Consider the following 25913-nt stretch of genomic DNA (forward strand, 5'->3'; position numbering starts at 1 on the left):
CAACGAGGCCGAGGCACGAACGGGGCCCGGCCGATCGGGTGGGATGCCTTGAGTTCAAGGCCCGGCGCCGTGATTCGCCGCTGGTCTGAAGGTGGTTGAAGGACTTTGAAGGGCGTTGAAGAGGACTGAAGCGCGTTGAACGGATGCCGCCACTGGTCCGGGCGGCCCGGTCTAGGCTGCGCTCCACCGACCGCCCGGGGAAGGGGCGGAGGAGTGCGGGAGGGGTACGGGCGTGGTCGATATCGAGAACGCGGCGGCGCAGGAGGACGCGGTGCAGGAGCTCGCGCGGTACATGCGCGAGCTGCTGGTGACGCACGGATCGCCCAGCTACGGGGACATCATCAAGCGGGTCCGTAAGAACGACCAGTCCTCGTCGCTGTCCCAGGGCACCTTGACGCACCTCTTTAAGGGCCGCGGCTTCTCACGCCGCGAGAACGTCGAGGCCGTCGCCCGGGCGCTCGGCGGCCAGGCGGCCGCGACCGAAGCACTGCGGCTGTGGGACGCGGCGCGCAGGCAGCGCAACGAGGCCGAGGCCGCCGGACGCACGGTGAAAACGGCGAGAACGGCGAGAACGGAGACAGAGGAGGCCCCGGACGACGCGGCGCCGGCCGGGGGCCCCGTCACCAGTCGGCGCCGGCTCACCCCCTGGGGGGTTGCCACCGCCGCCGCGGCCACATTGCTGGCCGCGGGCGGCGGCGTCTGGCTACTGACCGATCACCAGGCCCCGGCCGGGGCCGCCGACGGCCGTACCGGTGCCTCGGCGGCGCCGTCCGCCGGGCACGGACCCGCGCCCCTGTCCTCGGCAGACGGCACGTCGCCGGACGGGCCGGTCTGGACAGGCAAGCCGCCGCTGGCCGTGCGCGCCGCATGGTCCGACGGCGAGTGCCCGACGATCTGGTACGACGGCCCGCCGGAGCAGTACTTCACCGCGTGGAAGAACCACACGAAGGACGCGACGGCGACGGAGCTGGTCAGTGACCAGTACAGTCCGCCCGTGGACATGACGGTGCAGGGCCGCACCGAGGAGTCGGTGCTTCTCACGGGCATGGAGGTCACGGTCCTGCGCAGCGCTCCCCCGCCGACCCGCGGCGTCGTCATCAACACCGCATTCGGCTGCGGTGCGGCGCAGCCCCAGAGGTCGTTCACCGCGGACTTCGCTCGCCGGCCGGTGAAGGTGACCGCGGACGCCGGCCAAGACAACGACGGCAAGGCGATCCCGCCGGTGCGCTTCCCCTTCAAGGTCAGCCTCACCGACCCCGAGGACTTCCTCGTCAAAGCGAAGAACGTCACCGGCGACTGCGCGTTCGCGATCGTCCTGCACTGGGTCGCCGACGGCAAGGCCGGCACCACGACGCTGAACAACGGCGGCAAGGGCTTCCGCCTCATCAAGGCGAGCTCACTGCCGGCCTACCGGTTCAACGGGGACATGGAACGGCCCGCCCTCGAACGCGTCTCGTCCTCCTGACGAAGTCCCGCCGCGCGTTTCCCACCACGCCGAGCGTGCGTGTCGTGCGGCAAGCGAGCCTCGTTGAGGCGATGAAAGCATTCAAAGCGATCGTTCGCTGCCAAGAGCGGGGCCCGGCTGGTACCTGCTGGCCGACTCCGACGAGCTCCACACCTACCCCGCCTCACTGCCCGAGGTGATCGCCACGGCGGAGGAAGCGGGGCGGCAGGTGGTGGGCGGGCTGATGCTCGACCGCGTCGCCCCGGACGACCGCCTGGCCCACTGGCGGCTGGTCGAGGCCGCAGGCGGCCGGTGGAGCCTGGTCGACCTGGAGCGAGCGTCGGTGCACCGGCTGGTGGACGACTGGAGCCTGCCGTCCGCCCACTGGCCGCCAAAGGAGAAGCTGGGGCTGACAGGGTTCACCTATGAGGGGTTCGGCGGCGATAACCCTGCCACATGGGAGCAACGCTGGGACTGGATCCGCCGCAGCCACAGGCCTGCCTCGGCGGGGAAGCCGGCACGTTTCGCCTCCCAGCCCTATCAGCAACTGGCCTGCGTCTACCGGCAGAGCGGACAGGAGCGGGAAGCCCGCGCGATCGCCATCGCCCGCCGCAACGATCTGCGCGTCTACGGCGACCTCAGCCGCCCACGGAAAATGGGGAACTGGCTGCTCGACAAGACTGTTAAGCACGGCTATCAGCCCCTGCGCGCCGTCGGCATGCTCGCCGCTGTCTACCTCCTCGTCCTGCTCGCAGCCTGGGGCGCTCAGCACCACGACACCGCCATCGTCCCCGCGAAGGACATCAAAAACCTCACCCCCATCCCCACCGCACAGCACTGCACCACGAACTACCCGTGCTTCTACCCCGCCGGCTACGCCGTCGACGTGGTCACCCTCCTGCTCAACATCCACCAGGCCGACAACTGGCGCCTCAACGGCAACGCCTCCTGGGGCCGGGCCTGGAGCGCCGGTACCTGGACTGCGACCGGACTGGGGTGGGCCCTGTCCACTCTTGCCGTCGCTGGCTACACCGGCCTCATCCGCAAAGACTGATCATCCCACCCGGGCGACGGCGCATGCCAGTCGGTGATCGATGTCGGAAAGCCCTCTGCGGGAGAACCGCACATACGGCTTGAAGCGGCGGGGACTGGAACGGAGCGGAAGCCACCGCGCCAGTCCCCGACTCTACTCACGGGTGGACGCTCAGGTGCGTGAAGGCGATCGTGTGCTTGATGCCGCCGACGAGCACGCAGTCGGTCGGCAGGCCGGCGGGCAGCGTGTGGATGGTCTTCTCGGCGACCGACCCCTTGCCGCGTCCGGCGACGACCACGCCGTCGAGCACCGCGGTGTTGACGCCCACGAGCCGGACGGAGGGACCGGAGCGGTACGCGATGACGGTCGTGCCGCCGTCCGCGTAGTGCAGGGTCTCCTCCGACCGGTTCCCGGCGAGGAGCAGGCAACTGCCTCCGGTGGTGCCCTCGGTGTGGTACGTGGCCGTGACCAGGTGGCCCGGGCCGTCCGCGCAGTGGTACGTGCCGTCGACGCTGACGGTCGAGGGGCTGCCGGAGAGGCCGAGCCCGGGGGTGTAGGTGATGTCCTCCCGGCCCGAGCAGTCCACGGCATGACCATGACCATGGCCACCACCATGGGCCTGGGCCGCCGGTGCTCCGACGCTCGCAGCGACCAGGGCGAGGGAGGACAGAGCGATCCCGGCGCCACGCTTGCCGACCATGGGTACTCCTTCGTTTCCTGCACGTGCGCCGGCCACGGCGCGGCTGACGGCCACTTGGCTACCCCGCGCGCCCCGGGTTCCATCGCCTTCCCCGGGCCTCCGAAAGCACCGCAGACCCTCCACGCCGCATGACGCGCTCTCACGCCCGGCTTCACGCCCTGCCGGACGGGCCGGGCCCGCGTCACCGTGGGCTGTCCCATACCGAGCAGACGCGGTCGCCGGCGCGACCGCCCTTGGGAGGCCTGATGAGCGACATGAGCCCGGCGGCTCCCCGGGTGGCCTCCGTGGCGGTGTCAGCGCCCCCGCACCGGCACCGTCAAGGGGACATCGCCGCCGTGTTCGCCGAGGCGTTCCTCTCCGCCGATGCGGTCGTGCGCCGGCAGTTCACCGGCATCGCCGCGCACACGGGCATCGCGTACCGCAACCTGTCCCTGCCCCTGGCCGAGTACCGCCGGCCGCGCACGTTCACCGAGTACAACGAGACGTGGACCGCCACCGCCCGCCGGGTCGGGCTCGACGCCCTCGAACAGGCCCTGGCCACGGCGGGCGTGCGGCCCGGCGAGGTCGGGGCCGTCATCACCACGACCACCACCGGGGTCTCCGTCCCGTCCTTCGACGCCGAGCTCATCCAGCGGGCCGGCCTGCCCGGTCACGTGGCCCGCATGCCGCTGCTGGGCCTCGGCTGCGCGGGAGGTGCCGCCGGTCTGTCGCGGGTGCACGACTACCTGAGGGGCCGGCCCGACGACGTGGCCGTGCTGGTCTCCGTCGAGCTGTGTTCGCTGAACTTCCAGTACGCGGACACGTCCGTCGCCAACCTCGTCGCCACCAGCCTGTTCGGCGACGCGGCCGCCGCCGTCGTGGTCCTCGGCGCCCGCCGGGCCCGGGAGGCGGCAGGCCCGGCGCTGGTGGCGGCCCGCAGCCGACTGCATCCGGGGACCGAGCACCTCATGGGCATGCGCGTGGGCAACGGCGGCTTCGCCGCCTTCCTCTCCCCCGAGGTCCCCGGCTTCGCCGAGAAGCACCTCCCCGGCGAGGTCCACGACTTCCTCGCGGGCCACGGGCTGAGCACGGAGGACGTCGCCGCCTGGGTCTGCCACCCCGGCGGCCCGAAGATCATGGAGGCCCTGGACCGCGGCCTCGGTCTGCCGCCCGGGGCGCTCGCGCGTTCCCGGGACTCGCTGGCCGAGTACGGCAACGTGTCCTCCGCCTCGGTGCTCGACGTCCTCCGCAGGACCCTCGCCGCACCGCCCGCCACGGGCTCCACCGGCCTCCTCCTTGCCCTTGGGCCGGGCCTCACGAGCGAACTGCTGCTCCTGTCCTGGTGACGGGTACCAGGTTGAAGGGCGCGGCCCGGAACGGGCCGCGCGGGTCCCGGCTCACCGAGTAGCGTCGGTTCCCTCACGGAGGAGGCCGTCACCGTGACTGCGCCGTCCGCCGAACACCGCCCCATGCCTGAACCACCGCCCATGCGCACCCTGCGCGAGCTGCGGCCATCCACGGGATCGGCCTCGCAGTTCCCCGAGCCCCGGCGTGTGGGCCTGCGGAGTGCCGCAAGGCGGGGTTCGCCTTTCCCGGAAGACCGCCTGATCTGCCCATGGCCCAGGTGTAGGGTCGGCGTCAGCGCTTCAACGCGCCCCCCTTCCATGGACGTTCCGGACCCCGGCCCTCGGGGCCCGGCCCGATTCCAGATGGCGGCAGTCGATCGGGATTCACGGCTGCCTCGTCTGGAAGGGGGGCGCCGATGGGGCGTCACCGCAGGAGGCCGCTTCGCGAACGGATCGCAGCTGTGATTCGGGAGCTTTGGGGGTGGTCCACCGGACGGTGACCGTCAGTCCTCAGAGACATTGAGGGCTGACGGTCGAAAACCGTCACCATGCGGTTGGCCCTCGCCGACGGATTTCCGGCCATCGGTGGGGGCCTTCTTCAGGCCGCTATGCGAGCCCCGGTTTCCGGTCCGGCACTCAGCGGCCCCACAGCCCGACTGTCACGCAGTGCTGCTGTGGACTTTGCACCACGTTATCCCGTCGCCCCTGCCCTGCGCGAGTGGCTGCTCAGACCGGAAGCTACGCCACTGTGCGTTTGAGCTCATGCTGTACGGCCCGCCGGCCGGGACACTGCGGAGGGAGGCAGACTGGCCCGCTCGGCCCGCGCCCGGCGAAGGGCGTTCGTCTGGCGACGCTGAGCTCGAGCCAGCTCAATCCAGGGACGACGACACGCCACTCTCACAGCTGACAGACTCCCACCCCAACACTGTCACCTGTGAAAACACCGTGTGTGGCTCACACAGGTCACGCCGTCCGGCCGAACTGCTGCGCCGCCTTCTTCGCCCCGGCACGCTCGGCACCTCAGCGCGGGCGTCGGCTCATCCATCCCTTCTGACCGCCGGTGGAGGTGCTGATCGGCCGCCGCGATCCGGGGGAGGAAGGGCTGCTGGCGGCGGAGTACTTCGGCCTCGGGCTCTGGCCGTACACCGCCTTCTCCCACCCTGGTACTGATCGCATGCCGCGGCAGTGGCCGCCATCGCGTCGGGATGAGCGGACGCGGGAGGGTGGTCCATCCACACCAGGCACCACGCCTCCTGCTCCGGATCGATCGCGTCGGCGTGGACCGCTGCCCAGAACTGTTGCCGGTAGGGCTGGGTCACCTTCATGCCCGGCAGGTAGTGCATGATCCGTCCGATCGTCGCCGGGGCGTCTGGCATGGACACCGCGATCGCATCGACCCTGAACGGCGTGAGCGTCGGCACGGACTTCTTCTTCGCCACCGGTCTGCCTCCCTTCGGCCACGCCAGCCGCACAATCCCGCTGGCACGCGGCCTTCCTGCCGATCCTTGGCCACGCGCAGCCCGGGGCGTCTAGGGAACGTATTGGGTTGTGATCAAGAGGTGCTGCGGGTGAGGTCTTTGATCCAGATCATCGCGGCACGGAGGTGGAGGCCGGCGAGGTAGCTTGCCGGGGTTTGGTCGTATCGAGTGGCGATGCCTCGCCAGGCCTTCATTTTGTTGATCAGACGCTCGACGGTGTTGCGTTCTTTGTAGAGATCGGGGTCGAAGCTGACGGGTCGGCCGCCGGTGCTGCCTTTCTTCTTCCGGTTGGCGGCCTGGTCCTTCTTCTCTGGGATGACTGCTTTGATGCGTCGTTTCCGCAGGTGAGCGCGGTTGCCGCGGGAGGAGTAGGCCTTGTCCGCGGCGACCGCGTCAGGCCGGGTGCGAGGGCGGCCGATGCTCTGCCGGATGCGTACCTTCTTCAGCACGGGGATGAACTGCGGGCTGTCGGCGGCCTGTCCCGCGGTCAGCACGATGGCCAGCGGGCGGCACTTTCGATCGCTGGCGAGGTGGATCTTGCTGGTCTGGCCGCCTCTGGAACGTCCGAGCAGGGCGGCTTTCAAACGGACCTGGTGACGGCGCCGGATGCGGCGTCGTGCCTCCCGCTCGAGGCCATCTCCACCGTGTCCGTCTTGTTCTTCCGGGCCACCCCCTTTTGCCGGGCCTTCCCCTCTTCGGCTGAGGCTTTCTCCAGGGCGGCAAGGACGCCGGGGTCCAGATGCATCCCGGCGGCGTCGTGGTGAGCCCTGACCGTGGTGGAGTCCACGCTGACCAGGGACACGTCCACCTCACCCCGCCTCGCCGCCTGTGCGATCGAGGCCTTCAGCAGGGCTTCGAAGACACCGGCGTCCCTCCACTGACGGAAGCGGTTGTGGACAGTCGGCCAGGCGCCGAACTCGGACGGCATCTCCCGCCACTGCCCACCCGTACGAAACCGCCAGATCACGCCCTCGAACTGCTGCCGCAACCGCTCGGGGTAAGGCCCGAACCTGCCTACCGGCAGGAAGGGCTCGATGAACTCCCACTCCACATCCGTCAGTTGCGCTCTCGTCACATATGACGGTCTACCGGACCAGGACCCACCATGAGGTCGAGTCGAACAAACTGATCACAATCCGATACGCGCCCTAGCCGCGTACGGCGCGCGGGGGACGCGTCAGCGGGTGCGTTCGTAGTGGCGGCGTGCTTTTTCGCGGTTGCCGCAGACGGCCATCGAGCACCAGCGGGCACGGTTGGCGCGGCTGCGGTCGAGCAGGAACAACTGGCACTCGTTGTTGGCGCAGGGGCGTAGCCGGCCGGGCATGCGCTTCTCGGTGGCGGCCCAGGCGAGAACCACCTCGACGGCCAGCCGGGCGTGCGGCGGAGTCTTGACCGTCCACTGAAGACCATCCGAAGTGATCTCCGGGATCTGGTGGACCCCTTCGAGTAGCGGGCTCAACACGGCGGGCGAGCGTTCTCCGCGCACTATGTCCCGCAGGATGTCCCGCGTCTCGCGCAGCAGCGCCAGTTCCGCGCGGCTGCCTTCGCCGCCGTGCTCCCGCGCCCAGCGTCTGCCTCCGGCCGGGTCGCCGAGCGCGTCCTGTTCCTTGCCGTTGACCAGTGGCCTGCTGTTGAGCAGGTCCAGCAGCGTGTCCATCGGGTACCACCCCCCTCTAACTGGATTAAGTCATTTGACAGGTTAGCTCACCCGTGCTCACATGACGAGGAGCTAACCAGATCAAAGACTTAAAGGGGTTAGAAATGAGCTCGGTGCACCACCGGACCGCCACTGTCGACGGCCATGAGATCTTCTACCGTGAAGCCGGCCCCGCCGACGCCCCCGCGATCGTCCTGCTGCACGGCTACCCGACCAGCTCGTTCATGTTCCGCGAGCTCATCCCGCTGCTGGCCGACGACTACCACGTCATCGCGCCGGACCACCTCGGCTTCGGCCACTCCGACGCCCCCCTCGTGGGAGAGTTCACCTACACCTTCGACGCCCTCGCCGAACTCACCTCCGGACTGCTCGACCAACTGGGCCTGGACCGCTACGCCCTCTACGTGCAGGACTACGGCGCCCCCATCGGGTGGCGCCTGGCGCTCCAGCACCCCGAACGGATTTCCGCCCTCGTCACCCAGAACGGCAACGGCTACGAGGACGGTTTCGTCGAGTCGTTCTGGACCGACGTCTGGGCCTACGGGGCGAACCCCGGTCCCGACACCGAACCCGCCGTCCGCGCCGCGCTGAGCGTCGAAGCCATCCGTTGGCAGTACGTGCACGGCGTGCCCGATCCGAGCCTGGTCAGCCCGGACACCTGGGAGCACGACTTCGCCCTCGTCTCCCGCGAGGGCAACGACGAGGTCCAGCTGGCGCTGTTCCGCGACTACCAGAACAACCGCCCGCTCTACCCGCTGCTGCACGAATTCCTGCGCACCAGCGAGGTCCCGGTGCTCGCCGTGTGGGGCCGCAACGACGAAATCTTCGGCCCGGCGGGCGCGCGGGCCTTCGCCCGCGACGCCAAGGACGCGGAGGTGCACCTGATCGACGGCGGTCACTTCCTGCTGGAGAGCCACCTGGACGTCGTCGCGGGTTACCTGCGCGGTTTCCTTGGGCGGGTGCTGGGATAAGTAGGGTCGGGGGCTGGAAACGGAGCTTTTGCAGGCCACCGCGCCAGTCCCGACTCTAATTAAGCCGCACGCCGTACGCTGCGGGCGCTGGTGAGGGAGAGTGACGGCCTCTGCCCGGCGTCTGGTGAGGCGGGCTGGTTACGGAGGGCCAGCACCCGTCCCCCGCCACCGTCATGCGCATGCTGCGCGAGCACGACGAGCAGGCAGCCACGGATACGGTGGCCGAAGACGTCTGACCAGCCCAGACTCCGTAACGTTCAATTCAGCAGCAATACCGGCGGAACCCCTCTCCCGCTCGTCGTAGAGGCGTTGGGCGAGCGCGGCCTGGTCCTCGGTGAGCTTCGGCTGGCGCCCGCCGACCCGGCCCCGGGCCCGCGCGGAGGCGAGCCCGTCGTTCGTATTCGCCAGATCGGGGTTCTGGTCAGCCGTCGAGGTGCGGCAGTAGCCGATGAGCGTTGTCGGAAACTACCCGAAGGACCGTTCTCCGACGTTGAATTCCGACGCGAGTTGCCGACGGTGCCCACCTGCGGGTTCGTGATCGCAGGCGCGAGTGTCGACAGACGATCGTTTGCCGACACTCGGGAGCCCTGGGATCCATGCCGGGAGTGTCCGGTCAGCGGCCAGGCGAATCTCCTGGGGGAGACTCGTCAGTGGGCAGCAAGGAGGCCATCTATCAGGGCGCGGAGCCCATCGAGGTAGGTGTTCTCGGCGGTCAGTGGTGCCCAACGGTCGGCGACCTGCGCCAAGCGCGGTAGTTCGTTCGGGTCGAGATCGGCGAAGACTCGCTCCCGGTAGGTGGGACCGTCGTCGTCTGCGCGTCGCCGGGCCGCCGTCGTCCGGACCACGATCTCTCCGGCGGTGTAGTACCAGATCGTGCGGTACCCGTGTACGGCCCGCTCGGGGGTCAGCCCGCTTTCGACCAGGCCGTCGAGGATCTGCTCGACGAACCACAGGGCGGATGTGGACATCAGGTCGTCGGCGGTCAGTACCTCCGCGATCCAGGGGCAGGCGGCGAGCGCCTCGTGGATCGCGGCAGCCGCGGCGACGATCCGCTCGCGAGGCTGGGCGGGCAGTTCGGGTCGGTGCAGCGCCCGTGCGGCGTAGTCGTCCAGCAGCAGGACGAGCAGTTCTTCCTTGTTGCGGACGTGGTGGTAGAGCGCCATCGGCGTGCTGCCGATCTCCGTGGCCAGCCGCCGCATGGTGAGGCGGTCGACGCCTTCCGCGTCCACGATCCGGCGGGCCGTTGCGATGACCTCCTCGCGGGAGATGCGGGGAGGTCGGCCGGGGGTTTTGCGCGGTGCGGACGGTTGCGGCATGCCCTCATCATCCCCCAGGTGTCGACAGCGTGATCCCCTCAACGCTATTTTTCTTACATGTATAAAAATCTACGAGGGCGCCCCGGAGTGGTGCTGGCGGCGGTAGCCGTCGCCCAATTCGCCGTCGCCCTGGACTTGTCGGTGGTCAACGTCGCACTACCCGCGATCCGCACCGCGTTGGGGTTCGCACCGCTCGACCTGTCGTGGGTCGTGCACGTGTACGCGCTCACCCTCGGCGGATTTCTGCTGCTGGGGGGCCGCGCATGTGACCTGTACGGCCGGCGTCGGCTGCTCGTGCTGGGCCTGGCCGTCTTCGGGCTGTGCTCGCTGGCGGGCGGGTTGGCCCAGGCGCCCTGGCAATTGATCGCCGCCCGCGCCGGTCAGGGCCTGGGGGCCGCCGCGGCCACCCCGGCCACGTTGGCGATGCTCACCACCACGTTCACCGAGGGCCCGCAGCGCGTGCGCGCGCTCGGGGTGTGGAGCGGGGTGAACGCCGCGGGGGGAGCGCTGGGCGTGCTGGCGGGTGGTCTGCTGACCGAGTACGCGGGTTGGCGCTGGGTGATGCTGATCAATCTGCCCATCGTGGCGGTGGCTCTCGCACTGGTTCTCGCAGGCGTACCCGCCGAAGCACGCCCCGCCCGGCGCGAGAGGCTGGATGTGCTCGGCGCCGCCCTGGCAACCGGCGGAGTCGGGCTGCTGGTGCTCGGTGTCGTGCGCACCGACGCCCAAGGGTGGGGCTCCCCTGCCACATGGGCGATGCTCGTCGCCGCGGCCGCGCTCCTGGCCGCCTTCGTCGTCGCCGAGTCCCGGGCCGCCGCACCGCTGTTGCGCCTCGGCCTGCTGCGCAACCGCTGGGTCGCAGGCGCCAACGTGCTGGTCTTCTTCTCCACGGCCGGGCAGTTCGCGGCGTTCTACTTTGTATCCCTGTACATGCAGCAGGTTCTGGGCATGAGTGCCGCAGCAACCGGTGCCGCGTTCCTGCCCTTCTCCGCGAGCCTGGTTGCGGGCAGCATCGTCGCGACCCGCGTCACTGCGGCACGCACCCCTCGTACGTCCCTGGTGCCCGGCGCCCTGCTCGCCGCCGTCGGCCTGGCCTGGTTCGCCTTCATCAGTCCCGACGGCGGCTTCCTCACCGACGTGCTCGGCCCCTGCATCATCACGGGCATCGGCGTCGGACTGGTCATAGCCCCGATCGTCGCCGCCGCGACCACCGGAGTTGCCCCCCATGAGGCCGGCATGGCCTCCGGCCTCATGAACAGTTCCCGCCAGCTCGGCGGCTGCATTGGCCTGGCCGCCCTGGCGACCATCGCCGCGCACCGCACCGGCACGGCCGCCAACCCTGCTGCGCTCAACGACGGCTACGCCCTGGGCCTGGCCATCGCGGCCGCCCTCTTCATGATCGCGGCGGTTGTGGCGATCGGCGTGCTGCCCCACTGCCGGACCGAAATACCTGCGCCGCAGCCCGCAGCCCCCGCAGAGAACCGACTGGAAGGAACGCCGTCATGACGACAACACCCCTCTCACCCGTCGATCTGCTCGCCGCGGCGCTGTACATCGGCCCCGACGGCGATGTCCGAGCCGCCGAACGGCGGATGACGAGCAGCGCCTCCGGCGTCTGGCAGATCGCAACATTCCACGTGGAGACCGACGCCGACGTTCACGCCGACCACTGGGAGATGCACCCGGAGGCCGAGGAGGCGGTGTGCTGCCTGACCGGCGGCGTCCGCCTCTACTTCCGCCCCGTCAGGCCCGACAGCGCCGAGGACATGGTGCAGTTGCAGGCAGGCACCGCCGTGATCGTCCCCCGCGGTCGCTGGCACCGCCTGGAGCTGGACGGCCCCAGCAACCTGATGTCGATCACCCTTCGCCACGGCACACGCCTCGAAAAGCGCACCGAGGCTCGCTGAGCGGAATGCGGGCCCGGCAGATACGCTGCCGGGCCACCGGAGGCCAGCGCCCTGGCTGCTGGCGACACCCGCCGTCCCGGCCCCATGCTGCCTATGGGGTCGGTTTGGACAGGCCTCATCCGGCGAAGGGACAGCAGCCCTGGGCCGAGCTACAAGAGCTCTTCTGCCGGCAGCAACAGGCCCTGCTACGCCCAGGCCGCCGCGGCTGGTTCGGTTTGCTGTGGCTGGGGTGGTGGGTCAGGTCGCCGCTTCGGCACTGGAGGGCGCCGTGGCAGGACATGCCCCGCAGTGAGCTGCTGAGCTCCTGGGAACGCATGGCCCGCCGCTCCCACCCCGCACCCAGGACAGGGAAGACTCCTGAATCCGGCGCGGCCGTATCTTTAGATAACAGCCGCACCCACCACCCTCCAGCCCGCACGCGCGCGCCCCTCGCCCCGCACTTTCGGGCACCACCGCAACCGCGGCGAGTAGTGTGGCTGGGGTAGGGCTGTTATCTAAAGATTCAGGGTGGTGTCTATGGCTGCCGTACCCGGCCTCGAAGAACTCTCACGCTGGCTCCAGCGCGGCTACGGACGACCCCTGCGCGACGGCACCGCCCGCGCCCTCCAGGGGACGACACCGGAGCACTACGGCGAAGACATCGCCGACTGGCTCCGCTGGAGCGCCGACCACGGCATCAGCCCCTGGCAGGCCGACCACACCCACGCCCAGGACTGGCTCGACCACCGTGGCGGCGCCCTGCGATCCCGCGCCCGCTACTTCAACGCCCTCCACACCTTCTACATCTGGGCGGTCTCCGAGAACCTGTGCCGGCACAACCCCTTCGACGAACGCCTCCGCCCCGACCTCCGCGACGAACCCGGCCTCCCCGTCATCGCCGCCACCCACATGACCGCCCTCATGCAAGCCGCCGACGGCCTCTACGCCCCCGTCACCCCCCGCAACAGGGCCCTCATCTACGCCATGCTCGCCGGCCTGCGCCCCGGTGCCATCGTCCGCCTCGACACAGGCGACCTCCGCCCCCGCGGAACCGACACCACAGCCAAGATCTGGCAGAAAGGCGGCGGCACCCGCGAGATGACCCTCCCCCGCTACTCATCCTCGCCCTCGACGCCTACCTCCCCCACCGCCTCGGCCCCACCCCCGGCCCCCTGATCACCACCCGCACCGGCAAACGCCTCGACAGCAACGTCACCCCCCCCGCACCGTCCTCCGCACCATCGCCGCCCAACACCCCCCTCCTCGCCGACTTCGCCCCCACCCTCACCCCCGACGCCATCGCCACCAGCGCCCGCAACCACAGCACCTCCCCCACCGGCACCATCACCGCCGCGTAGCACCACACGCCCGTACGACGGGCTTGAGCGGCCCCGGCCGGGCGCATTTGCGTAAGGCTCAGAGCGTCGTGCCGTCGGGGAGCTCCTTCTTCGCGTTGACCACGGCCCGCTTGATGACCACGGTCTCGTAGGTGACGGCGCCAGGGTCGAGGCCCCGATACGGCTTGACCAGCACGTCGCGCTGGCCAAGGTACTCATAGGTGTTCCTGTCGAAGATCCACTCCTGGCGGCTGTTGAGGCTGGTGTGAGCAATTGCGACACCGGTGCGGCCGGTCGCGTCGACGGTCTTGTCCACGAGCGTGACGCCCGGGATCTTGGCAGCCGCCTTGAACAGTGCGGCGCTGATCTGCGGCGTCGCGATCTGCTCCTCCAACAGCTGGCCGATCTCCCCGAACGCCGTCCAGTCGGCCTGCGCATCGCCCATCCTGCCCGACCCGTAGAGGCGCTTGAGCAGGACGTCGGGGTCGGTGGGGAGCATCTTGACGCTGTTGTAGGAGCCCCGGTCGGTGACTTCACGGGCAGGGTCGAGGTCGAGGTCCTCGCCCTCCTTGTCCATGAACTTATGGCCGGGCTCGTAGATGAAACTCTTGAGGCCGTCGGGCGAGTGCCAGACCTGGCGCGAGTGCAGCGGATTAACCACGAGCTTCTCCTTTCCGCCTGCCCTGTCGACCCACCCGCCCGTCACCTTGCTCTCCACGTAGATGTACTGGTCCTGCCGGGGCTCCAGGACCGGCTGCCGTGCCGCCGCGAGCGAGATGCGGTCGACGGTCGCCGACAGCCCTTTGGTAGTGCCGGGTTCCAGCTTCGTGCCGGCCTTCGGCGGGCGGATGTCCGTACCCGAGGTACCCGAGCCCCCCGGGGCGACGATCACGGCGCCCGCCATCACGGCCGCGGCGGCTGGAAGCGCGACCCAGGCCGTGCGGCGCGCACGGGAGCGCGGCGCGCACGGGGCAGTCCGTTGCGCCTCGGCCCACAGGGCCTCTTCAAGCAGGGCCTGCCGGGCCTCCGGCAGGGCGGTCTCGGCCTGCCGCGGGAGCAGGAGGTCGAAGTCGCCGAGGTCGAGCGGCTCTTGGGGCCGCCGGAAGATACGCATCATCGGTTCCACTTCTCGTACGGCCGGTTCAGGTTCAGGCGCAGGTGGAGGTGCTCGGGCCGCCGGGCAGCCGTCTCGTCCGCGTGCTGCCGGAGCTCGTGTTCGGCGAGCTTGCGCAGGCGCTCCCGGGCCCGGAACAGCCGCGACCGTACGGTGCCGACGGCCACGCCCAGGGCCTCGGCCGCTTCCGCATAGCTCAGGCCGGACCAGACGCAGAGGGTGACGACCTCGCGCTCCGACCGGCGCAGCTTCCCCAGGGCGTTCTTCGCGGCGGTCAGCTGTTCGGCGTCCGCCATCCTGCCCACCACTTCACCCGCGATGTCCGGCACGGCTTCCTTGGCGGGCATGCGGGCCAGGGCCTTCTCATGGCGGCGGGCGGCACGGTTGGTGTTGCGCTGGACGTTCACCGCGATGCCCATCAGCCAGGCCTTCGCACCGTCCGGCTCCTCGGGAAGCTTGGCGCGGAGGCGCCAGGCCTCCAGGAACGTGAGCGAAACAACGTCCTCGGCGGTGGACCAGTCACCGGTGGCGCGGAGGGCATAGCGATGGACGATCTGGGCGTGCGAGCGGAAGAGATGGCGGAAGGAATCCGGGTCGCCGTCCCTGATGCGGGTGTGTATTGACATCACGTCTGGATATGTCCGGTGGGAGGCACGGGTTCCCATGATGTGGGTCACACGACCAGACGATCTCCCCACCCTTTTCCCGGCCACTCCTTTACAGAACCGGAGCGCCGCCACCGCCCCGAGGTACGGCGGGGCGTGACGTGTCAGAGGGCCGCCACGCCGAGGGCCAGGCCGATGCCGATGGCCCCCGCATTCAGGCGCGTGTCCGACCGGTTGGGTGAGCAGAATTGACGACGTCGGACAATCCTTAGTGGTCGAACGTCTCGAAGGTGACGACTGCGGTGTCCCTGCTTTCCCAGCGGACGTCCACCCTCACCTCGTCGGCCTGCAGGCTGCCCGGCGGCCTGAGGATGCCGAGGGCGAGCCCTTCCTTCCGTTCCACCACACTGTCGGATCCCACCCCGCCCGGCTGATTCCGCTCTCCTGAGAGCGAATCGAGCCAGGGGCGGGCACCGGCGCGCGGCATACGGAAGGTGCCCGACTGGGTGTGGCCCGCAAGGCCGCCGCTGAGCTCGGTGCACCGTTGGTCGCTCGCATGGTCGGGAAGCGCCCAGCCCATGGCGTACATGGCCTCCGAGCAGGCCATCGAGCGTTCTTGAAAACCTTCGTCAACGGTGTCCTTGACCCCGGTGAAGGCGTACGTCAGGCCACCCAAGGCTGCAGTCGCGGCTAAGGCGATGAGCCACAGTGCCTTGCGGCGCTTCGGGCGAGGGGCGGGAACTGGGATCTCCGTGGCTGTAGACATGGAGAAAGTATGACTAGGCAGTGTCTGATGGCTCTTTGAGGAGGTCACGGAGCCAGATGACGATGACGGCGGTGGCCAGGGTGCCTGTCCCGTCTCATCCGGGTTGGCAGTGACTGGACCTCCGACCTGCAGAGCTGCCAGGTGGTGTGGGAGCCGCGTCGGTCGCTGATCTCAATCGAGTTGGCTTCCGCAGAACCGGAAGCCGATCGACGCGCCTGGCTGGGAGTCCCGAACCGCTGCCGTTGCACGCGAAGCGGTGAGAATCCGACAACACCGATGAGACCGAGTGGGAATCCGCCAGTTGCAGTGCGACAGGACAGTGCCGTGGAGGCCCTGTTCTCCCGAAGCTACGACGACATGACAAGTAGCTCTCTGTAATCAGAGTGACGCTCGGTCGGGGAGAGCGGGGCGCGGTTCGGGGACTTCGCCAACCTGGAGGGCGGCGAAGTCGGCGTGGGCCTGTTCGACGGCTTCGGGGTACGCCTCGCGCTTGGCGTGCTCGGCGAGCGCCCGGTAGAGGCCCCGGTGTCCTAGCTCAGACACCAGCCGCAAGGTAGCCGGGTGATCACGTGCTCACCGCCGTGGCAGCCTGCTCGTCGTGTTCGCGGAGCATCCGCATGACGGTGGCGGGTGAGGGGTGCTGGCCCTTCTTCGTGCCAGTGGTGATGACGAGCCGCTTGGCGATGTCGCGCAGGCTCATTTCCTGGTCGCGTAGGTGAAGGGCCATGGACAGCATGGAGTCGCCGGTGACGCCCGCGTCGCCCACTTGTGAAACACGGACACGTCAGCGGGCCAACAGCCGGGATCAGGTCTTGGACGATGTGGTCCGTATCCCAGAGGAGCATCAACGTTGAGCGAGGTGGTGCTGGAGGTCTATATGACGGAACTGATACACCGCCCCTGATTGTCGTAGAACACCGCGTTGATGGGCTTCGGCCAAGAAGGCCATGAGGTCCCGAGGAAGCCGACAGCGCAGCGTGAGGTAGCAGCGGGCGAGCGTGAAGTGGCCCCAGGCCGCGTAGGCGAAGGCCCCGCTGATGCTGAAGGCCGGGATGAGGACCGCGATCCCGACGGCGTCACTGGTGGCACCGTGGAGAAGGGCCGGGGTAGCGAGTGCCAGCACGAGCCCGTAGCCGAACCCGAACGTGAAGGTGAGCCGCCCGAAGACCCGGCGGTCGCAGCGGACAAGCATTGCCGGTCCGACAGCGGAGGCCAGATCGGGTGAGCGGGTTTCCTGGCCAGCCAGGGCTACTACACCGCGCCCAAGCCAGACACCGGTCACCGGACCAAGAAGCAGACCTGCCAGCAAGCCGAGCTCAGGGGCGGTGCGAGCCGGCAGGGCGAGGATGAGGCCGAAGCCGGCCGCCCACAGTACCCCCAGGGCGAACCCCGTCCCCGACCACCGGAAGGCGACGGCCGGGAGCCGCCTGGGCCTCCCGCCGGTGCGCCAGCCCAGGAACCCGGCCGCAAGACCGATCGCCACGGCTGGGCCCAGACCGGAGCCCAAGGCGCTGAGTCCCGCAGCGAAGGCGGTGACGGTCGCGAGCAAGCACTGGTAGACGCGTCGGCGTACGGCCTTGTGCAGCTGCCACCAGGCCAGATCAGGGGTCCCGTGAAGCGTGTGCTGCAGATGCCGGGCCAAGAAGACCAGCGCATGCTCGGCGACCTGCGGACTCCACCGGCAGGTGTCGCCCGGGCGGCGCCGGTAGGCCGCAGGAATGAACGCGTCGAGCAGGTGCCGCTCGACGGCCGCCTGGGTGGACAGCCGACCCTCATCACACAGCTCGGCCGGGTTGGGCAGGCCGACCGCGGGCTCACCAGGACGCGGATTGTAGACGGTTCGGGCGAGGAACACCATCAGGCGGGGTACGCAGCGCCTGTCCGACAGGGGTGTTGGAGCCGAGCGAGGCGAGCACGTGCTCCCAGCGGGCAGCCGACACGGTGTGCTCCCCGCCGGCATCCCGGGACAGATAGGCGGCCGTTTCGACGGCCGCCAGGGGCTGCAGCTCGATGCCCGCAGCCCCGGCCAGCTTCACCGGAACCCCGGCCGCGGGGCACTGGGCCTGCCGGTACTCGTCGACACGGCTGGAGACCACCACGGCCTGACCAGGGGGCAGAGCACGGTTGATCTCATCGAGCGCCACGGCGCGGGCGGTCGGGGGAGTTCATCGAGCCCGTCCAGGATCGGCAGGATCAAACGGTGCTCCAGCAGGGCCCGGGCCCAGTTCATGCTGCCCACGCACGCCGGGGCGGGGCCTCGCAGGCCGACGTAGTCCTGGGTCAGCTTTGCGGCCAGCCACGTGTACAGGTCCTCTGCGGCTGGATTCCATGAGGCCAGCGGAAGAAGTACCGGGACCGCGCCGTCCGGGGCCCGCTGCTCGGCCACTGCCAGTAGGAGACGCACCAGCAGCATGCTCTTCCCTGAGCCCGGGACACCCCCAGGACGACCAGACGACGCGTGGGAATCCTGCGCAGGAGGACGTCGGCGACCTCCAGGCCGGACCCCGCGAGGTTGCCAGGGACCGTCGCCCATCCCTGCGGACCATCCGACGCTCCCCCCGGCCAGCCAGCCGCCATCGCCCGCAGCCGCGGCCAGTCCTCGGTCAGATCCGGATCCGCCGGTGCCCAGCGCACGGACAGAGGATACGGATCGTTGAGGCGCCGGACCCGTGCCTCCTCCTCCCACTGGCTGCGTACTGTCACCGCCAGCTGGTCGGCCATTTTCGCCAGTCCCTGGTCCTGCGGTGCCTCCGCACGGTCCGCGCGAAAGCCCTCCCAGGCCAGGTACAGCCCCGCCAGCGCGGGCAGCAGGGTGCCCGCTGATTCCGCCACTCCCGACCGGCGCATGTAGGCGACCCACAGTGCGCCGCCCATCCCGGCCAGCGCCAGGGCAAGGTAGATCAGCCCGGTGCGCCGCGTGTGCCCGGCCACGGGACGGGGCCCCTACGGCAAGCCGCACCAGCGGGCTCGGTGGCCCTCAGCCCGGGTCTCAGCTCGAAGAACTTCAGCAACAGACTGAAGCCGAGCCCGGTCGCCCCGCTCTTGTCCGCCAGCAGCTCCTCTGGCGACCACTCCTGCCGCACGCCCGCCCCCTTAGCCTCAATCACTCGATCAGGCCCAACGACGGCGCCCAGGGCCGGGAAACGGGGCCTGTCTGGCTACCCGCGACCTACTTTGCGGCTGGTGTCTGAGCTAGGACACCAGGGCCGGGTTCCGGTGACGTTGTCGCGCAGGGCGGCCGTCGGGTTGCGCGTGCATCCGGCGACGTCGGCGAGCGCGGCGGCGTGGATGACGTAGTCGCTGCGCGAGATCACGTGGTCGATCAGGGCCGCGTCGGTGATGTCCCCGGCGATCACGTCGGCGTCGGTGGGGCTGATGCCGAAGAGGTTGGAGGACACCGATGGCTCGTAGGCGTCGAGCTTGCCCACGGCCACGGGTTCGGCCCCCAGGGCCCGAAGCTTGTGCACGATGCGACTCCCGACGAGACCGAAGCCGCCCGTCACGGCGACGGTGGCACCGGCCAGGCGGGACGCGAGGCGGGTTTCGACATTCACAACCGATCCCTTCTGTTCGATCTGGTTCGGCAGCATCGTCACTGTCCGCCGGGGCCACCAGCAGCCGGGGTTTGACGATTCAGCGAGAAAACCCCACAGGCCCCATGCTGCTGCGGAGCACCCGACATGGGTGTCACGCTGCGTCGCGACCGAGTGCAGCGTCAACTCGACTTTCTCGTACAGGTGTTGGGGCTAGCCCTGGTGTAGCCCCGACCCCTTCAGCGGTAGGCTTCGAAGTCCTGCCGGTGATGGGATGGGACGCGTGGACACACCAATCCGCCACCCACTCGCATACGCCCGGATCACGCGCGGCTGGTCACAGGCTGACCTCGCCCGCCTGATCCGGAAGGCAGCCGAGCGCCGGGGGCTGCGGTCGGGAGCCATCCCCCAGCGGGTATCGAAATGGGAGTCCGGACGTGTCATCCCCGACGACGAATCCCAGGACCTCCTCGCCGACGTCTTCGGCATCGACCCCAACACCGTACGTGCCCTCGGCTGGCCGAACTGGCTCCCCGGCATGGACGGACCGCTGCCTCTCGGCCCTTACAGCAACGTGACCGCTCTTCGAGAGGCCCTGCGAACCACCATGGATCTCTACCGCCGCACCTTCACCGCCTACAGCGGCGCAGCCCTCGCCGGACTCGCCCTGCAATGGGCCACCGACGAACCGCACGCCGTCGCAACCGCCCTGCGCGGCCGCCGCGTGGACAGCGACTTCGTGACCATGCTGGAGGACACCAGCAAGCGCCTGGTGACCCTGGCCACGGAGCAGCGCCAGCACGCCCACCGCCTCCTCGACGCTCACCTGCACACCGTCACGGACCTGATCGCCGACGGCCGCCACACCACCGGCATCGGCGTCCGGCTCAACACCCTCGCCACGAACCTGTCCCAGACCCTCGGCTGGTACCGCTTCGACCAGGGCGACCACGCTGGGGCCGGGAAGCTGTGGCACGGCGCGCTGCACAGCGCTCACGCCACCGGCGACCGCGACCTGGGCGCCGGAGTCCTCGCCGACTTCGCCTACCAGTCGCTCTGGCTGAACAAGCCCCGGGCCGCCGTCGAAGTCCTCGAGTACGCCATCCGGCGCGCCGACCACCCCATGGCCCGCTCAGTGCTCTACCTCCGGCTCGGCCGCGCCTACGCTGCCCTCGGCGAAGAGCTCTCCTGCAGCCGGGCCCTGGCCGCCGCCGAGCACCAGCTCGGCGCCCGGTCCGCCGACCCAGCCCCCACCTGGTGCGTGTGGATGTCCGCCTCGGACCTCGCCGTCGATTCCGGCCGGTGCCTCCTCGACCTCGGCCACCGCCGCCGCGCCCACCAGCTCATCCAGTACGGCACCGAGGTCCTGCCGGTCGCCCGGACAAAGACGAAGGCGGTGTTCCTCGCGTACGAGGCCGACGCGTACCTCCGCGACGGCGAGTACGACCACGCGGCGGCCACCGCCACGCAGGCGCTTGCGATGGCGAACCGCATCGGCGCCCCGCGCTGCGTCGAGCTGGTCCACGGCCTTCTCCCGGCGTTCGCCGGGCACGACTCGGCCGAAGGAGTCGGCGAACTCCTGCAGCTGGCCCGCGCCAGCTGACCGCGGAAGAACCCGCATCACGGCGCCGGCGGAGGGGACGGACGCAGACTCCTAGGGTCCGTCTTCAAATGGTCGTTCGATGGTGGATCATGGTGTCGTGATTCGACGTCATGAACTGACCGACTCCGAGTGGGAGTTACTGGCTCCGCTGATACCGAGTGCCAGCAGAGGCCGGCCTCGGACCGAGGACCGCAGGGTCATCAACGGGATGGTCTACAAGATCCGGACCGGGGTCTCCTGGCGTGACCTGCCAGAACGCTACGGCCCGTGGAAGACGGTCTACACTCGCTTCCGCCGCTATGCCATCGACGGCGTGTTCACCCGGGCCCTGCAACGGATCCAGGCCCGTGCCGACGCCGCTGGTGACATCGACTGGCTGGTCCAGATCGACTCCACCATCGTCCGCGCCCACCAGCACGCCGCCGCCACCGGCCGAAAAGGGGGAGGCACCGGACGGACGAACCGGACGATCACGCCCTCGGCCGATCCCGGGGAGGCCTGACCAGCAAAATCCACCTCGCCTGCGACGGCCGCGGCCGCCCCCTGGCCATCCTGCTCACTCCGGGCCAACGACACGACGGCATCTGCGCACGCCCCCTGCTCGAACGCATCCGAGTGCCCCGTACCGGACCAGGCCGGCCCCGCTGCCGCCCAGATCACGTGATCGCAGACAAGGCCTACAGTTCACGCGGCTTCCGCGCCTACCTGCGTAAACGCGGCATCGGACACACGATCCCGGAGAAGAACGACCAGAAGCGGCACCGCCGAAACCGAGGCCGACGAGGCGGCCGGCCGACAAGCTTCAACAGCGAGATCTACCGCCGCCGCAACACCGTCGAACGCTGCTTCAACCAACTCAAAGGCTTCCGCGGCATCGCCACCCGCTACGAGAAGACCGCCACCTCCTACGAAGCAGCAGTCACACTCGCATCACTCCTGCTCTGGGCAAGATCAATTTGAAGACGGACCCTAGTTCCTTGTGAACGATCCCAGTGAGGCGCACGTGCCCCGTGGGGGTTGCTCGAGTGCTGAGGACCGTGATGCAAGTTGGCGGTGGCCAGCGAGGCCCCAAGGCTCTCCGGCATCCCGGCCTGGGCATGCATGAGCGGCATGATCGGCGTGTACGCGAACCGGCCCACCCCCATCGCGACAGCCAGGGCCGCAGCACGGTCGGCCACGGGGGCGGCCCGGGCCGCGGTGCGGGTGTGGGCGGACTTCACAAGCACCTGTTTCATGATCACGAACTTTCGTGGATCTTCTCCGGGAAAAGGGGCTTCCGCAGCGACGCCAGGCCGCTGGCGCGGAGGGCGGGAATGCCGGTTACGCTGCATCCATGTCCACCAGGCATAGTGCGAGGCGACGGTGACCGCGCCCGGCGCCGTGAGCGCGTCCGGTATCGAGTTGAGGCACCTGCGGGCGTTCGCTGCGGTGGCCCGGTGCCGCTCGTTCACCCGGGCCGCCGAGGAATTGCTGATCACGCAGCCGGCCCTGAGCCGCACCGTCGCCCAGCTGGAGGCGGGGCTCGGGGTACGGCTGCTGGAACGCTCGTCGCGCGGCGTCGCCCTTACCGATACCGGCGCCGGGTTCCTCGTCCACGCGGAGCGGACCCTGTCCGCCTTTGAGTCGGCTTTGGCCGCCGCCCGTCACGAGTCGACGCTGAGGCTCGGTTTCAGCTGGCTGCTGCCCGACCCCTGGGCCCAGCGTGCCATCGCCCGCTTCGAGCGCGAGACCGGTGCGCAGGTCGAGTTGGTGCGCTGTGACGATCCGCTCGACGACCTCGACCGTCAGGGGGTAGACGTGGCACTGGTGCGCGGCGACAGGCTGGTCGGGGGCGCCGTGCGCACGGTGCACCTGTACGACGAGCGCCGCGTCGCCGTCCGCGCCCGGGAGGAAGCCGAGGGTGGCGGGCGGGCCGCCTCACGCGGCCTTCCCCCTGAGGCCGTCGGCGGCGCTGTGCGCTGGCAGGACGCCCGTGAGTGGACCCTGGTCGTCAACACCGCCAGCGGCACCACCGGCTCCTGGTGCTGGCCGCACGGGGACGGCCCCCGCCGGTACGTTCAGACCGCGAACTTCGACGAGTGGCTTGAATCAGTGGCCGCGGGACGCGGCCTCGGCATCGTCCCCGACGTCGCCGAACGCCGCATCCACCACCCCGCGCTGCGCTTCCTGCCGCTGACCGGCGCACCACCCAGCCCGGTCCGCCTCGCCTACCGCCCGGAGGCCAAAACCGGCTCCGCGCTGCTGCGCCGCTTCCTCGACGCGGCCCTCGAAGCGGCCGCGACCTGCACTTATGCAGGTGAGGCATAGCTGCAACCGGAGCGGCATTTCCGCATGCTCCCGCCATCTCCCTACGGTCGGCTGTAGCGGACGGGCCTGCCGGGACCACCCGGGCACCCACCGTCCTCCCTCCCTCACCTGCCCAAGGAGCTGCAGCAGCATGGCCTCGTCCTCCCCTCTTCCCCGCCACGATGGCCAGGCCTTGGTCGTCGGCGGCCCCACCACCGTCCTCGACCTTGGCGGGCTCCGCATCGTCTCGGACCCGACCTTCGACGCCCCGGGCCCGCACGGCTACCTGACCAAGATCGATGGCCCGGCCGTCGCCGAGGACCGGCTCGCCGACGTCGACCTGGTCCTGGTCAGCCACGACAATCACGCCGACAACTTCGACGACCGCGGCCGGGCCTTCGCGCTGGCCGCCCCGCTGCTGCTCACCACCACCGGGGCCGCCGGCCGGCTCGGCGGCCCCGCGAAGGGTCTGGGCGCCTGGGACGCCCACACGCTCACCCGCCCGGACGGCGGCGAACTGACCATCACCGCCGTGCCGGCCGTCCACGGCCCCGAGGACGGTGAGCGCGGAGCGGACGGCGAGGTCAACTGCCAGGTCGTCGGCTTCGTCCTCGCCGGAGACGGACTGCCCACCGTCTACGTCAGCGGCGACAACGCCTCCCTGCGCACCGTCACCGAGATCGCCCGCCGCACCGGCCCCATCGACGCGACCGTCCTGCACGCCGGCGCCGCCCGCGTCCCCGGCAAGTTCCGTCAGCGCCCGGTCAGCCTCGACAGCGCCCGCGCCGCCGCGGCCGCCGCCATCCTTGGAGCCCCCGTCAACATCCCCGCGCACTACACCGGCTGGGCCCACTTCACCGAAGGCCGCGATGCCCTCGAGCACGCCTTCGACGACGCCGGCCTCACCACCATCCTGTACATCGCCGACCACGGCACCTGGCTCCCTCTGAAGCCCTGACCACCGCTGATCCGAAGGAGCCCAGAACGGCTCGGCGTCCTCCGCAATGCTCGCCGGGCTCGAAGGCGGACCACGACGCCTCCGCCCACACCTTCACCGACCGGACCTCGCCGCCTTCTACACCCGCTGCGGCTACACCGCCCACGCCCCCGGCGAAACCTTTCCCCTGGACCGCATCGCCCTCCCGTTCCGGCTCGGCGCAGGCGATGACCGGTGCGTCTTCACCCGCTGGCGCCCCGCCGCTGACCGACCACCAGAAGGTGGAGGATCCCGGCGAACACTTCGCGCCGGGATCCTCCACTTTCAAGATCAATCTCACAACGACCTCTCAACAAGGGCAGGCCCACCTCGAGCGCCGGCCCCCGAGGTCGAGTGGCCCTGCCGCGTCGGCAGCGGCGCAGCCTCGGGCACGGCGCACAGCCCACGTAGAACCGTCTGAGTACCTCCGCCTGTCCACCGTGAGCACCGGCACGGATCTACCGGCTCCCACAGGGTGGTGGAGTGGCGGCATGACTCATCACCAGCCTTCCTCTCCGGCTCGGCCGGGAGGCGCGATCAACGGCGTCCGTTCTGGGCCGGAGGCCGGGCAAGCGCCGGCGTACATGTTGACCAGCCGGCGCCTGGCCATCATCGGCCTCATCCTCTTCATGCCCGTCTTCCTGCTCCAGAGCGTGGTGATGGCGGGCATGCAGATGGCAACGGGCTCTTGCTATTACGACCGGTGCTCCGGGCCTCTGATGGAAGCGATTGGCTGGTGTTGGCCGGTGATGTGGGCCGCAGGTGGAACGGGCCTCGTGGCCGCGCTGGCGCCCAACCGCTTCGCCACAGCGCGCTGCGCAATGACTTGTTTCCAGTACGCGCTGATGGTCGCCCCTTTCATCCTCCTGGCCAACGCACGCCCCGGACCCTGACCCGGCCCATCCAGGGCATCAGCCGTGCGGTGTCTCGTGGAAGGTGTGGCTTCGTTCACTTCGAGTAGCAGCGTTTGTCCACCGGTTTGGGAGGCGGTCAGGAGACCGCGTGGCGCGAACATCGACGGAGCTGCCAACTACACGCAGCCGACGCACCGAAGCAACACGCGCGTCCGTTTCAACATCACGACCGTAGAGTGGGAAATCAGGTGAACCTTGCCTATTTTGGTTTGTCCAGTGGCTATGTCGGTGACGATCCGGTGACGGCGCTTGCTGGCCCTCAAGGACACTCCCTGGTGCGATTTCCTGTACACGCCCTAGGCTCTGGTACGAGTGGCGGCTGCACTCATGCTGGCCGGCGGCCTGATCGCACTGAGTGATCGTTTGCCACAGGGCCACCTCGGTGCTCGTCAGCACCAGTACTGCTCAAAGCAGCAGACCCGGCCCGGTCCCGCTCCCCGGGCAGATGAATACGGGCACGTCAACCCGTCTCACCAGCTATCGCGGCCCGCCTGTAGCGCTCAGTCCATCTGGTCGGTCTCTCCAAAATGACCATTTATGAGAACTGCTGTCCCACTGGTAGCGGAGCTTGCGGCCGGTTTCGGCGACAACTTCCGCCTGCTGGGGGTCGTAGCGCCAGGCTGATGGCGATCTGCTGCGGACGATGTCCGCCCCTCACCCTTCTCCGGGATACCGGGACCGGTATCCCGGAGAAGGGTGAGGGGCGGGGGCAGACGGTCAGGCGGTCTTGGTGAACGTGTGGAGATGTTCGCGGAGGAAGGTGTGCAGTGTCCTGGCGGGGCGGCCGAGGATGGTCTCGATGGTGTCGTTGGGAGATTCCGGGCGGGCGGTGGCCAGTTGCTGGATCTCTACCACGTGGCTGGCGAGCCAGGGCGGCATGTGTGCGGTGGACAGGAGGTGGCTGTGGAACTCGCTGGGCGGCAGGTCGATGTAGCGAACGGGGCGGCGGGTCAGCTCGCCGAGTAGACG

Annotated in this window: 26 protein-coding genes and 2 pseudogenes; 12 read left to right on the forward strand and 16 right to left on the reverse strand. The window is 69.6% G+C overall.

Annotated features, from left to right (window positions below):
• Positions 1 to 232 precede the first annotated feature (232 nt).
• Together J1792_RS32600 and J1792_RS32605 are read left to right on the forward strand one after the other, a co-directional pair.
• Positions 233 to 1465 (forward strand): hypothetical protein, encoded by a 1233-nt coding sequence (locus J1792_RS32600; RefSeq protein ID WP_207248863.1) that lies wholly within the window; start codon positions 233 to 235, stop codon positions 1463 to 1465.
• A 175-nt stretch (positions 1466 to 1640) separates the two neighbouring features.
• Complete coding sequence (locus J1792_RS32605) at positions 1641 to 2498, forward strand: hypothetical protein (RefSeq protein WP_207248864.1); 858 nt, start codon at positions 1641 to 1643, stop codon at positions 2496 to 2498.
• Positions 2499 to 2634: 136 nt separating this feature from the next.
• Here J1792_RS32605 and J1792_RS32610 read toward each other — a convergent pair whose 3' ends face one another.
• Positions 2635 to 3177, reverse strand: coding sequence for a hypothetical protein (locus tag J1792_RS32610; protein WP_207248865.1), 543 nt, complete (start codon positions 3175 to 3177; stop codon positions 2635 to 2637).
• A gap of 245 nt (positions 3178 to 3422) precedes the next feature.
• Here J1792_RS32610 and J1792_RS32615 point away from each other — a divergent pair, with 245 nt between their 5' ends.
• Positions 3423 to 4502, forward strand: a complete 1080-nt coding sequence (locus J1792_RS32615) for a type III polyketide synthase (protein ID WP_242647001.1) — start codon at positions 3423 to 3425, stop codon at positions 4500 to 4502.
• Positions 4503 to 6054: 1552 nt separating this feature from the next.
• Here the strand turns inward: J1792_RS32615 and J1792_RS32620 are convergent.
• A pseudogene (locus J1792_RS32620) lies at positions 6055 to 7055 on the reverse strand (IS5 family transposase).
• Between the two features lie 102 nt (positions 7056 to 7157).
• Positions 7158 to 7637: a CGNR zinc finger domain-containing protein gene (locus J1792_RS32625; protein WP_207248866.1), complete on the reverse strand. Its 480-nt coding sequence runs from the start codon at positions 7635 to 7637 to the stop codon at positions 7158 to 7160.
• 104 nt (positions 7638 to 7741) lie between these two features.
• Between J1792_RS32625 and J1792_RS32630 the strand changes: the two genes are divergently transcribed.
• The gene (locus tag J1792_RS32630; RefSeq protein WP_207248867.1) at positions 7742 to 8608 is read left to right on the forward strand and encodes an alpha/beta fold hydrolase; all 867 of its coding nucleotides are present in this window, start codon (positions 7742 to 7744) and stop codon (positions 8606 to 8608) included.
• 647 nt (positions 8609 to 9255) lie between these two features.
• Here J1792_RS32630 and J1792_RS32635 read toward each other — a convergent pair.
• The gene (locus J1792_RS32635; protein ID WP_207248868.1) at positions 9256 to 9924 is read right to left on the reverse strand and encodes a TetR/AcrR family transcriptional regulator; all 669 of its coding nucleotides are present in this window, start codon (positions 9922 to 9924) and stop codon (positions 9256 to 9258) included.
• Positions 9925 to 9981: 57 nt separating this feature from the next.
• Here J1792_RS32635 and J1792_RS32640 point away from each other — a divergent pair, with 57 nt between their 5' ends.
• From J1792_RS32640 to J1792_RS32650, 3 genes are all read left to right on the forward strand, one after another.
• Positions 9982 to 11430 (forward strand): MFS transporter, encoded by a 1449-nt coding sequence (locus tag J1792_RS32640; protein WP_207248869.1) that lies wholly within the window; start codon positions 9982 to 9984, stop codon positions 11428 to 11430.
• Complete coding sequence (locus tag J1792_RS32645; RefSeq protein WP_207248870.1) at positions 11427 to 11831, forward strand: cupin domain-containing protein; 405 nt, start codon at positions 11427 to 11429, stop codon at positions 11829 to 11831. Before J1792_RS32640 ends, J1792_RS32645 begins: the two co-directional genes overlap by 4 nt.
• 516 nt (positions 11832 to 12347) lie before the next feature.
• On the forward strand, positions 12348 to 12986 hold the full coding sequence (locus J1792_RS32650) for a tyrosine-type recombinase/integrase (RefSeq protein ID WP_207248871.1): 639 nt from the start codon (positions 12348 to 12350) through the stop codon (positions 12984 to 12986).
• Positions 12987 to 13226: 240 nt separating this feature from the next.
• Here J1792_RS32650 and J1792_RS32655 read toward each other — a convergent pair whose 3' ends face one another.
• The 10 genes from J1792_RS32655 to J1792_RS32695 all read right to left on the reverse strand — a co-directional run bounded on the left by J1792_RS32655 (position 13227) and on the right by J1792_RS32695 (position 19222).
• Complete coding sequence (locus J1792_RS32655) at positions 13227 to 14264, reverse strand: CU044_5270 family protein (RefSeq protein ID WP_207248872.1); 1038 nt, start codon at positions 14262 to 14264, stop codon at positions 13227 to 13229.
• On the reverse strand, positions 14261 to 14887 hold the full coding sequence (locus J1792_RS32660; RefSeq protein WP_207248873.1) for an RNA polymerase sigma factor: 627 nt from the start codon (positions 14885 to 14887) through the stop codon (positions 14261 to 14263). Before J1792_RS32660 ends, J1792_RS32655 begins: the two co-directional genes overlap by 4 nt.
• Positions 14888 to 15134: 247 nt before the next feature.
• Positions 15135 to 15632 carry a hypothetical protein gene (locus J1792_RS32665; protein ID WP_207248874.1) on the reverse strand — a complete coding sequence of 166 codons (498 nt, stop codon included), beginning with the start codon at positions 15630 to 15632 and terminating at the stop codon, positions 15135 to 15137.
• A gap of 378 nt (positions 15633 to 16010) precedes the next feature.
• The gene (locus J1792_RS32670; RefSeq protein WP_242647002.1) at positions 16011 to 16175 is read right to left on the reverse strand and encodes a hypothetical protein; all 165 of its coding nucleotides are present in this window, start codon (positions 16173 to 16175) and stop codon (positions 16011 to 16013) included.
• Between the two features lie 22 nt (positions 16176 to 16197).
• Positions 16198 to 16398, reverse strand: a complete 201-nt coding sequence (locus J1792_RS32675) for a hypothetical protein (protein ID WP_242647003.1) — start codon at positions 16396 to 16398, stop codon at positions 16198 to 16200.
• 78 nt (positions 16399 to 16476) lie between these two features.
• The gene (locus J1792_RS32680) at positions 16477 to 17490 is read right to left on the reverse strand and encodes a hypothetical protein (protein WP_207248875.1); all 1014 of its coding nucleotides are present in this window, start codon (positions 17488 to 17490) and stop codon (positions 16477 to 16479) included.
• Positions 17447 to 17776, reverse strand: a complete 330-nt coding sequence (locus tag J1792_RS32685) for a hypothetical protein (protein ID WP_207248894.1) — start codon at positions 17774 to 17776, stop codon at positions 17447 to 17449. Before J1792_RS32685 ends, J1792_RS32680 begins: the two co-directional genes overlap by 44 nt.
• Positions 17665 to 18018: a hypothetical protein gene (locus J1792_RS36030; protein ID WP_372446213.1), complete on the reverse strand. Its 354-nt coding sequence runs from the start codon at positions 18016 to 18018 to the stop codon at positions 17665 to 17667. Before J1792_RS36030 ends, J1792_RS32685 begins: the two co-directional genes overlap by 112 nt.
• Positions 17913 to 18563 carry a hypothetical protein gene (locus tag J1792_RS34865; protein WP_242647004.1) on the reverse strand — a complete coding sequence of 217 codons (651 nt, stop codon included), beginning with the start codon at positions 18561 to 18563 and terminating at the stop codon, positions 17913 to 17915. The genes J1792_RS36030 and J1792_RS34865 overlap by 106 nt, the downstream gene beginning before the upstream one ends.
• Positions 18564 to 18790: 227 nt before the next feature.
• On the reverse strand, positions 18791 to 19222 hold the full coding sequence (locus tag J1792_RS32695; RefSeq protein WP_242647005.1) for an NAD-dependent epimerase/dehydratase family protein: 432 nt from the start codon (positions 19220 to 19222) through the stop codon (positions 18791 to 18793).
• A 226-nt stretch (positions 19223 to 19448) separates the two neighbouring features.
• Here J1792_RS32695 and J1792_RS32700 point away from each other — a divergent pair, with 226 nt between their 5' ends.
• Both J1792_RS32700 and J1792_RS32705 read left to right on the forward strand, forming a co-directional pair.
• The gene (locus J1792_RS32700) at positions 19449 to 20768 is read left to right on the forward strand and encodes a helix-turn-helix transcriptional regulator (RefSeq protein ID WP_307843154.1); all 1320 of its coding nucleotides are present in this window, start codon (positions 19449 to 19451) and stop codon (positions 20766 to 20768) included.
• A 100-nt stretch (positions 20769 to 20868) separates the two neighbouring features.
• A protein-coding gene (locus tag J1792_RS32705) for an IS5 family transposase (RefSeq protein ID WP_372446086.1) occupies positions 20869 to 21728 on the forward strand; the annotation gives its coding sequence in 2 pieces (ribosomal slippage) (positions 20869 to 21235 and positions 21235 to 21728; 861 coding nt in all).
• On the opposite strand, the gene J1792_RS35590 is transcribed toward J1792_RS32705, so the two are convergent.
• Entirely contained in the window at positions 21674 to 22099 is a 426-nt protein-coding gene (locus J1792_RS35590) for a YbfB/YjiJ family MFS transporter (RefSeq protein ID WP_307843155.1), read from the reverse strand. The two genes, J1792_RS32705 and J1792_RS35590, sit on opposite strands and share 55 nt — an antisense overlap.
• A 31-nt stretch (positions 22100 to 22130) precedes the next feature.
• Here J1792_RS35590 and J1792_RS32715 point away from each other — a divergent pair, with 31 nt between their 5' ends.
• From J1792_RS32715 to J1792_RS32725, 3 genes are all read left to right on the forward strand, one after another.
• Positions 22131 to 23075: a LysR family transcriptional regulator gene (locus tag J1792_RS32715; protein WP_307843156.1), complete on the forward strand. Its 945-nt coding sequence runs from the start codon at positions 22131 to 22133 to the stop codon at positions 23073 to 23075.
• 130 nt (positions 23076 to 23205) lie between these two features.
• Positions 23206 to 24012, forward strand: coding sequence for an MBL fold metallo-hydrolase (locus J1792_RS32720; RefSeq protein ID WP_207248878.1), 807 nt, complete (start codon positions 23206 to 23208; stop codon positions 24010 to 24012).
• A 509-nt stretch (positions 24013 to 24521) separates the two neighbouring features.
• Positions 24522 to 24923 carry a hypothetical protein gene (locus J1792_RS32725; protein ID WP_207248879.1) on the forward strand — a complete coding sequence of 134 codons (402 nt, stop codon included), beginning with the start codon at positions 24522 to 24524 and terminating at the stop codon, positions 24921 to 24923.
• A 738-nt stretch (positions 24924 to 25661) separates the two neighbouring features.
• On the opposite strand, the pseudogene J1792_RS32730 reads toward J1792_RS32725, so the two are convergent.
• Positions 25662 to 25913: pseudogene (locus tag J1792_RS32730) on the reverse strand (SDR family NAD(P)-dependent oxidoreductase); the annotation flags it as partial.

Source organism: Streptomyces triculaminicus (genome assembly GCF_017349075.1).
GTDB lineage: Bacteria > Actinomycetota > Actinomycetes > Streptomycetales > Streptomycetaceae > Streptomyces > Streptomyces triculaminicus.

Bases quoted from the DNA above. Each gene is read 5' to 3' on its own strand.
- J1792_RS32640 (WP_207248869.1), top strand. From the start codon at position 9,982: ATGTATAAAAATCTACGAGGGCGCCCCGGAGTGGTGCTGGCGGCGGTA.
- J1792_RS32660 (WP_207248873.1), bottom strand. From the start codon at position 14,887: ATGTCAATACACACCCGCATCAGGGACGGCGACCCGGATTCCTTCCGC.
- J1792_RS32655 (WP_207248872.1), bottom strand. From the start codon at position 14,264: ATGATGCGTATCTTCCGGCGGCCCCAAGAGCCGCTCGACCTCGGCGAC.
- J1792_RS32635 (WP_207248868.1), bottom strand. From the start codon at position 9,924: ATGCCGCAACCGTCCGCACCGCGCAAAACCCCCGGCCGACCTCCCCGC.
- J1792_RS32645 (WP_207248870.1), top strand. From the start codon at position 11,427: ATGACGACAACACCCCTCTCACCCGTCGATCTGCTCGCCGCGGCGCTG.
- J1792_RS32665 (WP_207248874.1), bottom strand. From the start codon at position 15,632: ATGTCTACAGCCACGGAGATCCCAGTTCCCGCCCCTCGCCCGAAGCGC.
- J1792_RS32725 (WP_207248879.1), top strand. From the start codon at position 24,522: ATGACTCATCACCAGCCTTCCTCTCCGGCTCGGCCGGGAGGCGCGATC.
- J1792_RS32615 (WP_242647001.1), top strand. From the start codon at position 3,423: ATGAGCGACATGAGCCCGGCGGCTCCCCGGGTGGCCTCCGTGGCGGTG.
- J1792_RS32720 (WP_207248878.1), top strand. From the start codon at position 23,206: ATGGCCTCGTCCTCCCCTCTTCCCCGCCACGATGGCCAGGCCTTGGTC.
- J1792_RS32610 (WP_207248865.1), bottom strand. From the start codon at position 3,177: ATGGTCGGCAAGCGTGGCGCCGGGATCGCTCTGTCCTCCCTCGCCCTG.
- J1792_RS32630 (WP_207248867.1), top strand. From the start codon at position 7,742: ATGAGCTCGGTGCACCACCGGACCGCCACTGTCGACGGCCATGAGATC.
- J1792_RS32650 (WP_207248871.1), top strand. From the start codon at position 12,348: ATGGCTGCCGTACCCGGCCTCGAAGAACTCTCACGCTGGCTCCAGCGC.
- J1792_RS32625 (WP_207248866.1), bottom strand. From the start codon at position 7,637: ATGGACACGCTGCTGGACCTGCTCAACAGCAGGCCACTGGTCAACGGC.
- J1792_RS35590 (WP_307843155.1), bottom strand. From the start codon at position 22,099: ATGCAGCGTAACCGGCATTCCCGCCCTCCGCGCCAGCGGCCTGGCGTC.
- J1792_RS32680 (WP_207248875.1), bottom strand. From the start codon at position 17,490: ATGGTGTTCCTCGCCCGAACCGTCTACAATCCGCGTCCTGGTGAGCCC.
- J1792_RS32695 (WP_242647005.1), bottom strand. From the start codon at position 19,222: ATGCTGCCGAACCAGATCGAACAGAAGGGATCGGTTGTGAATGTCGAA.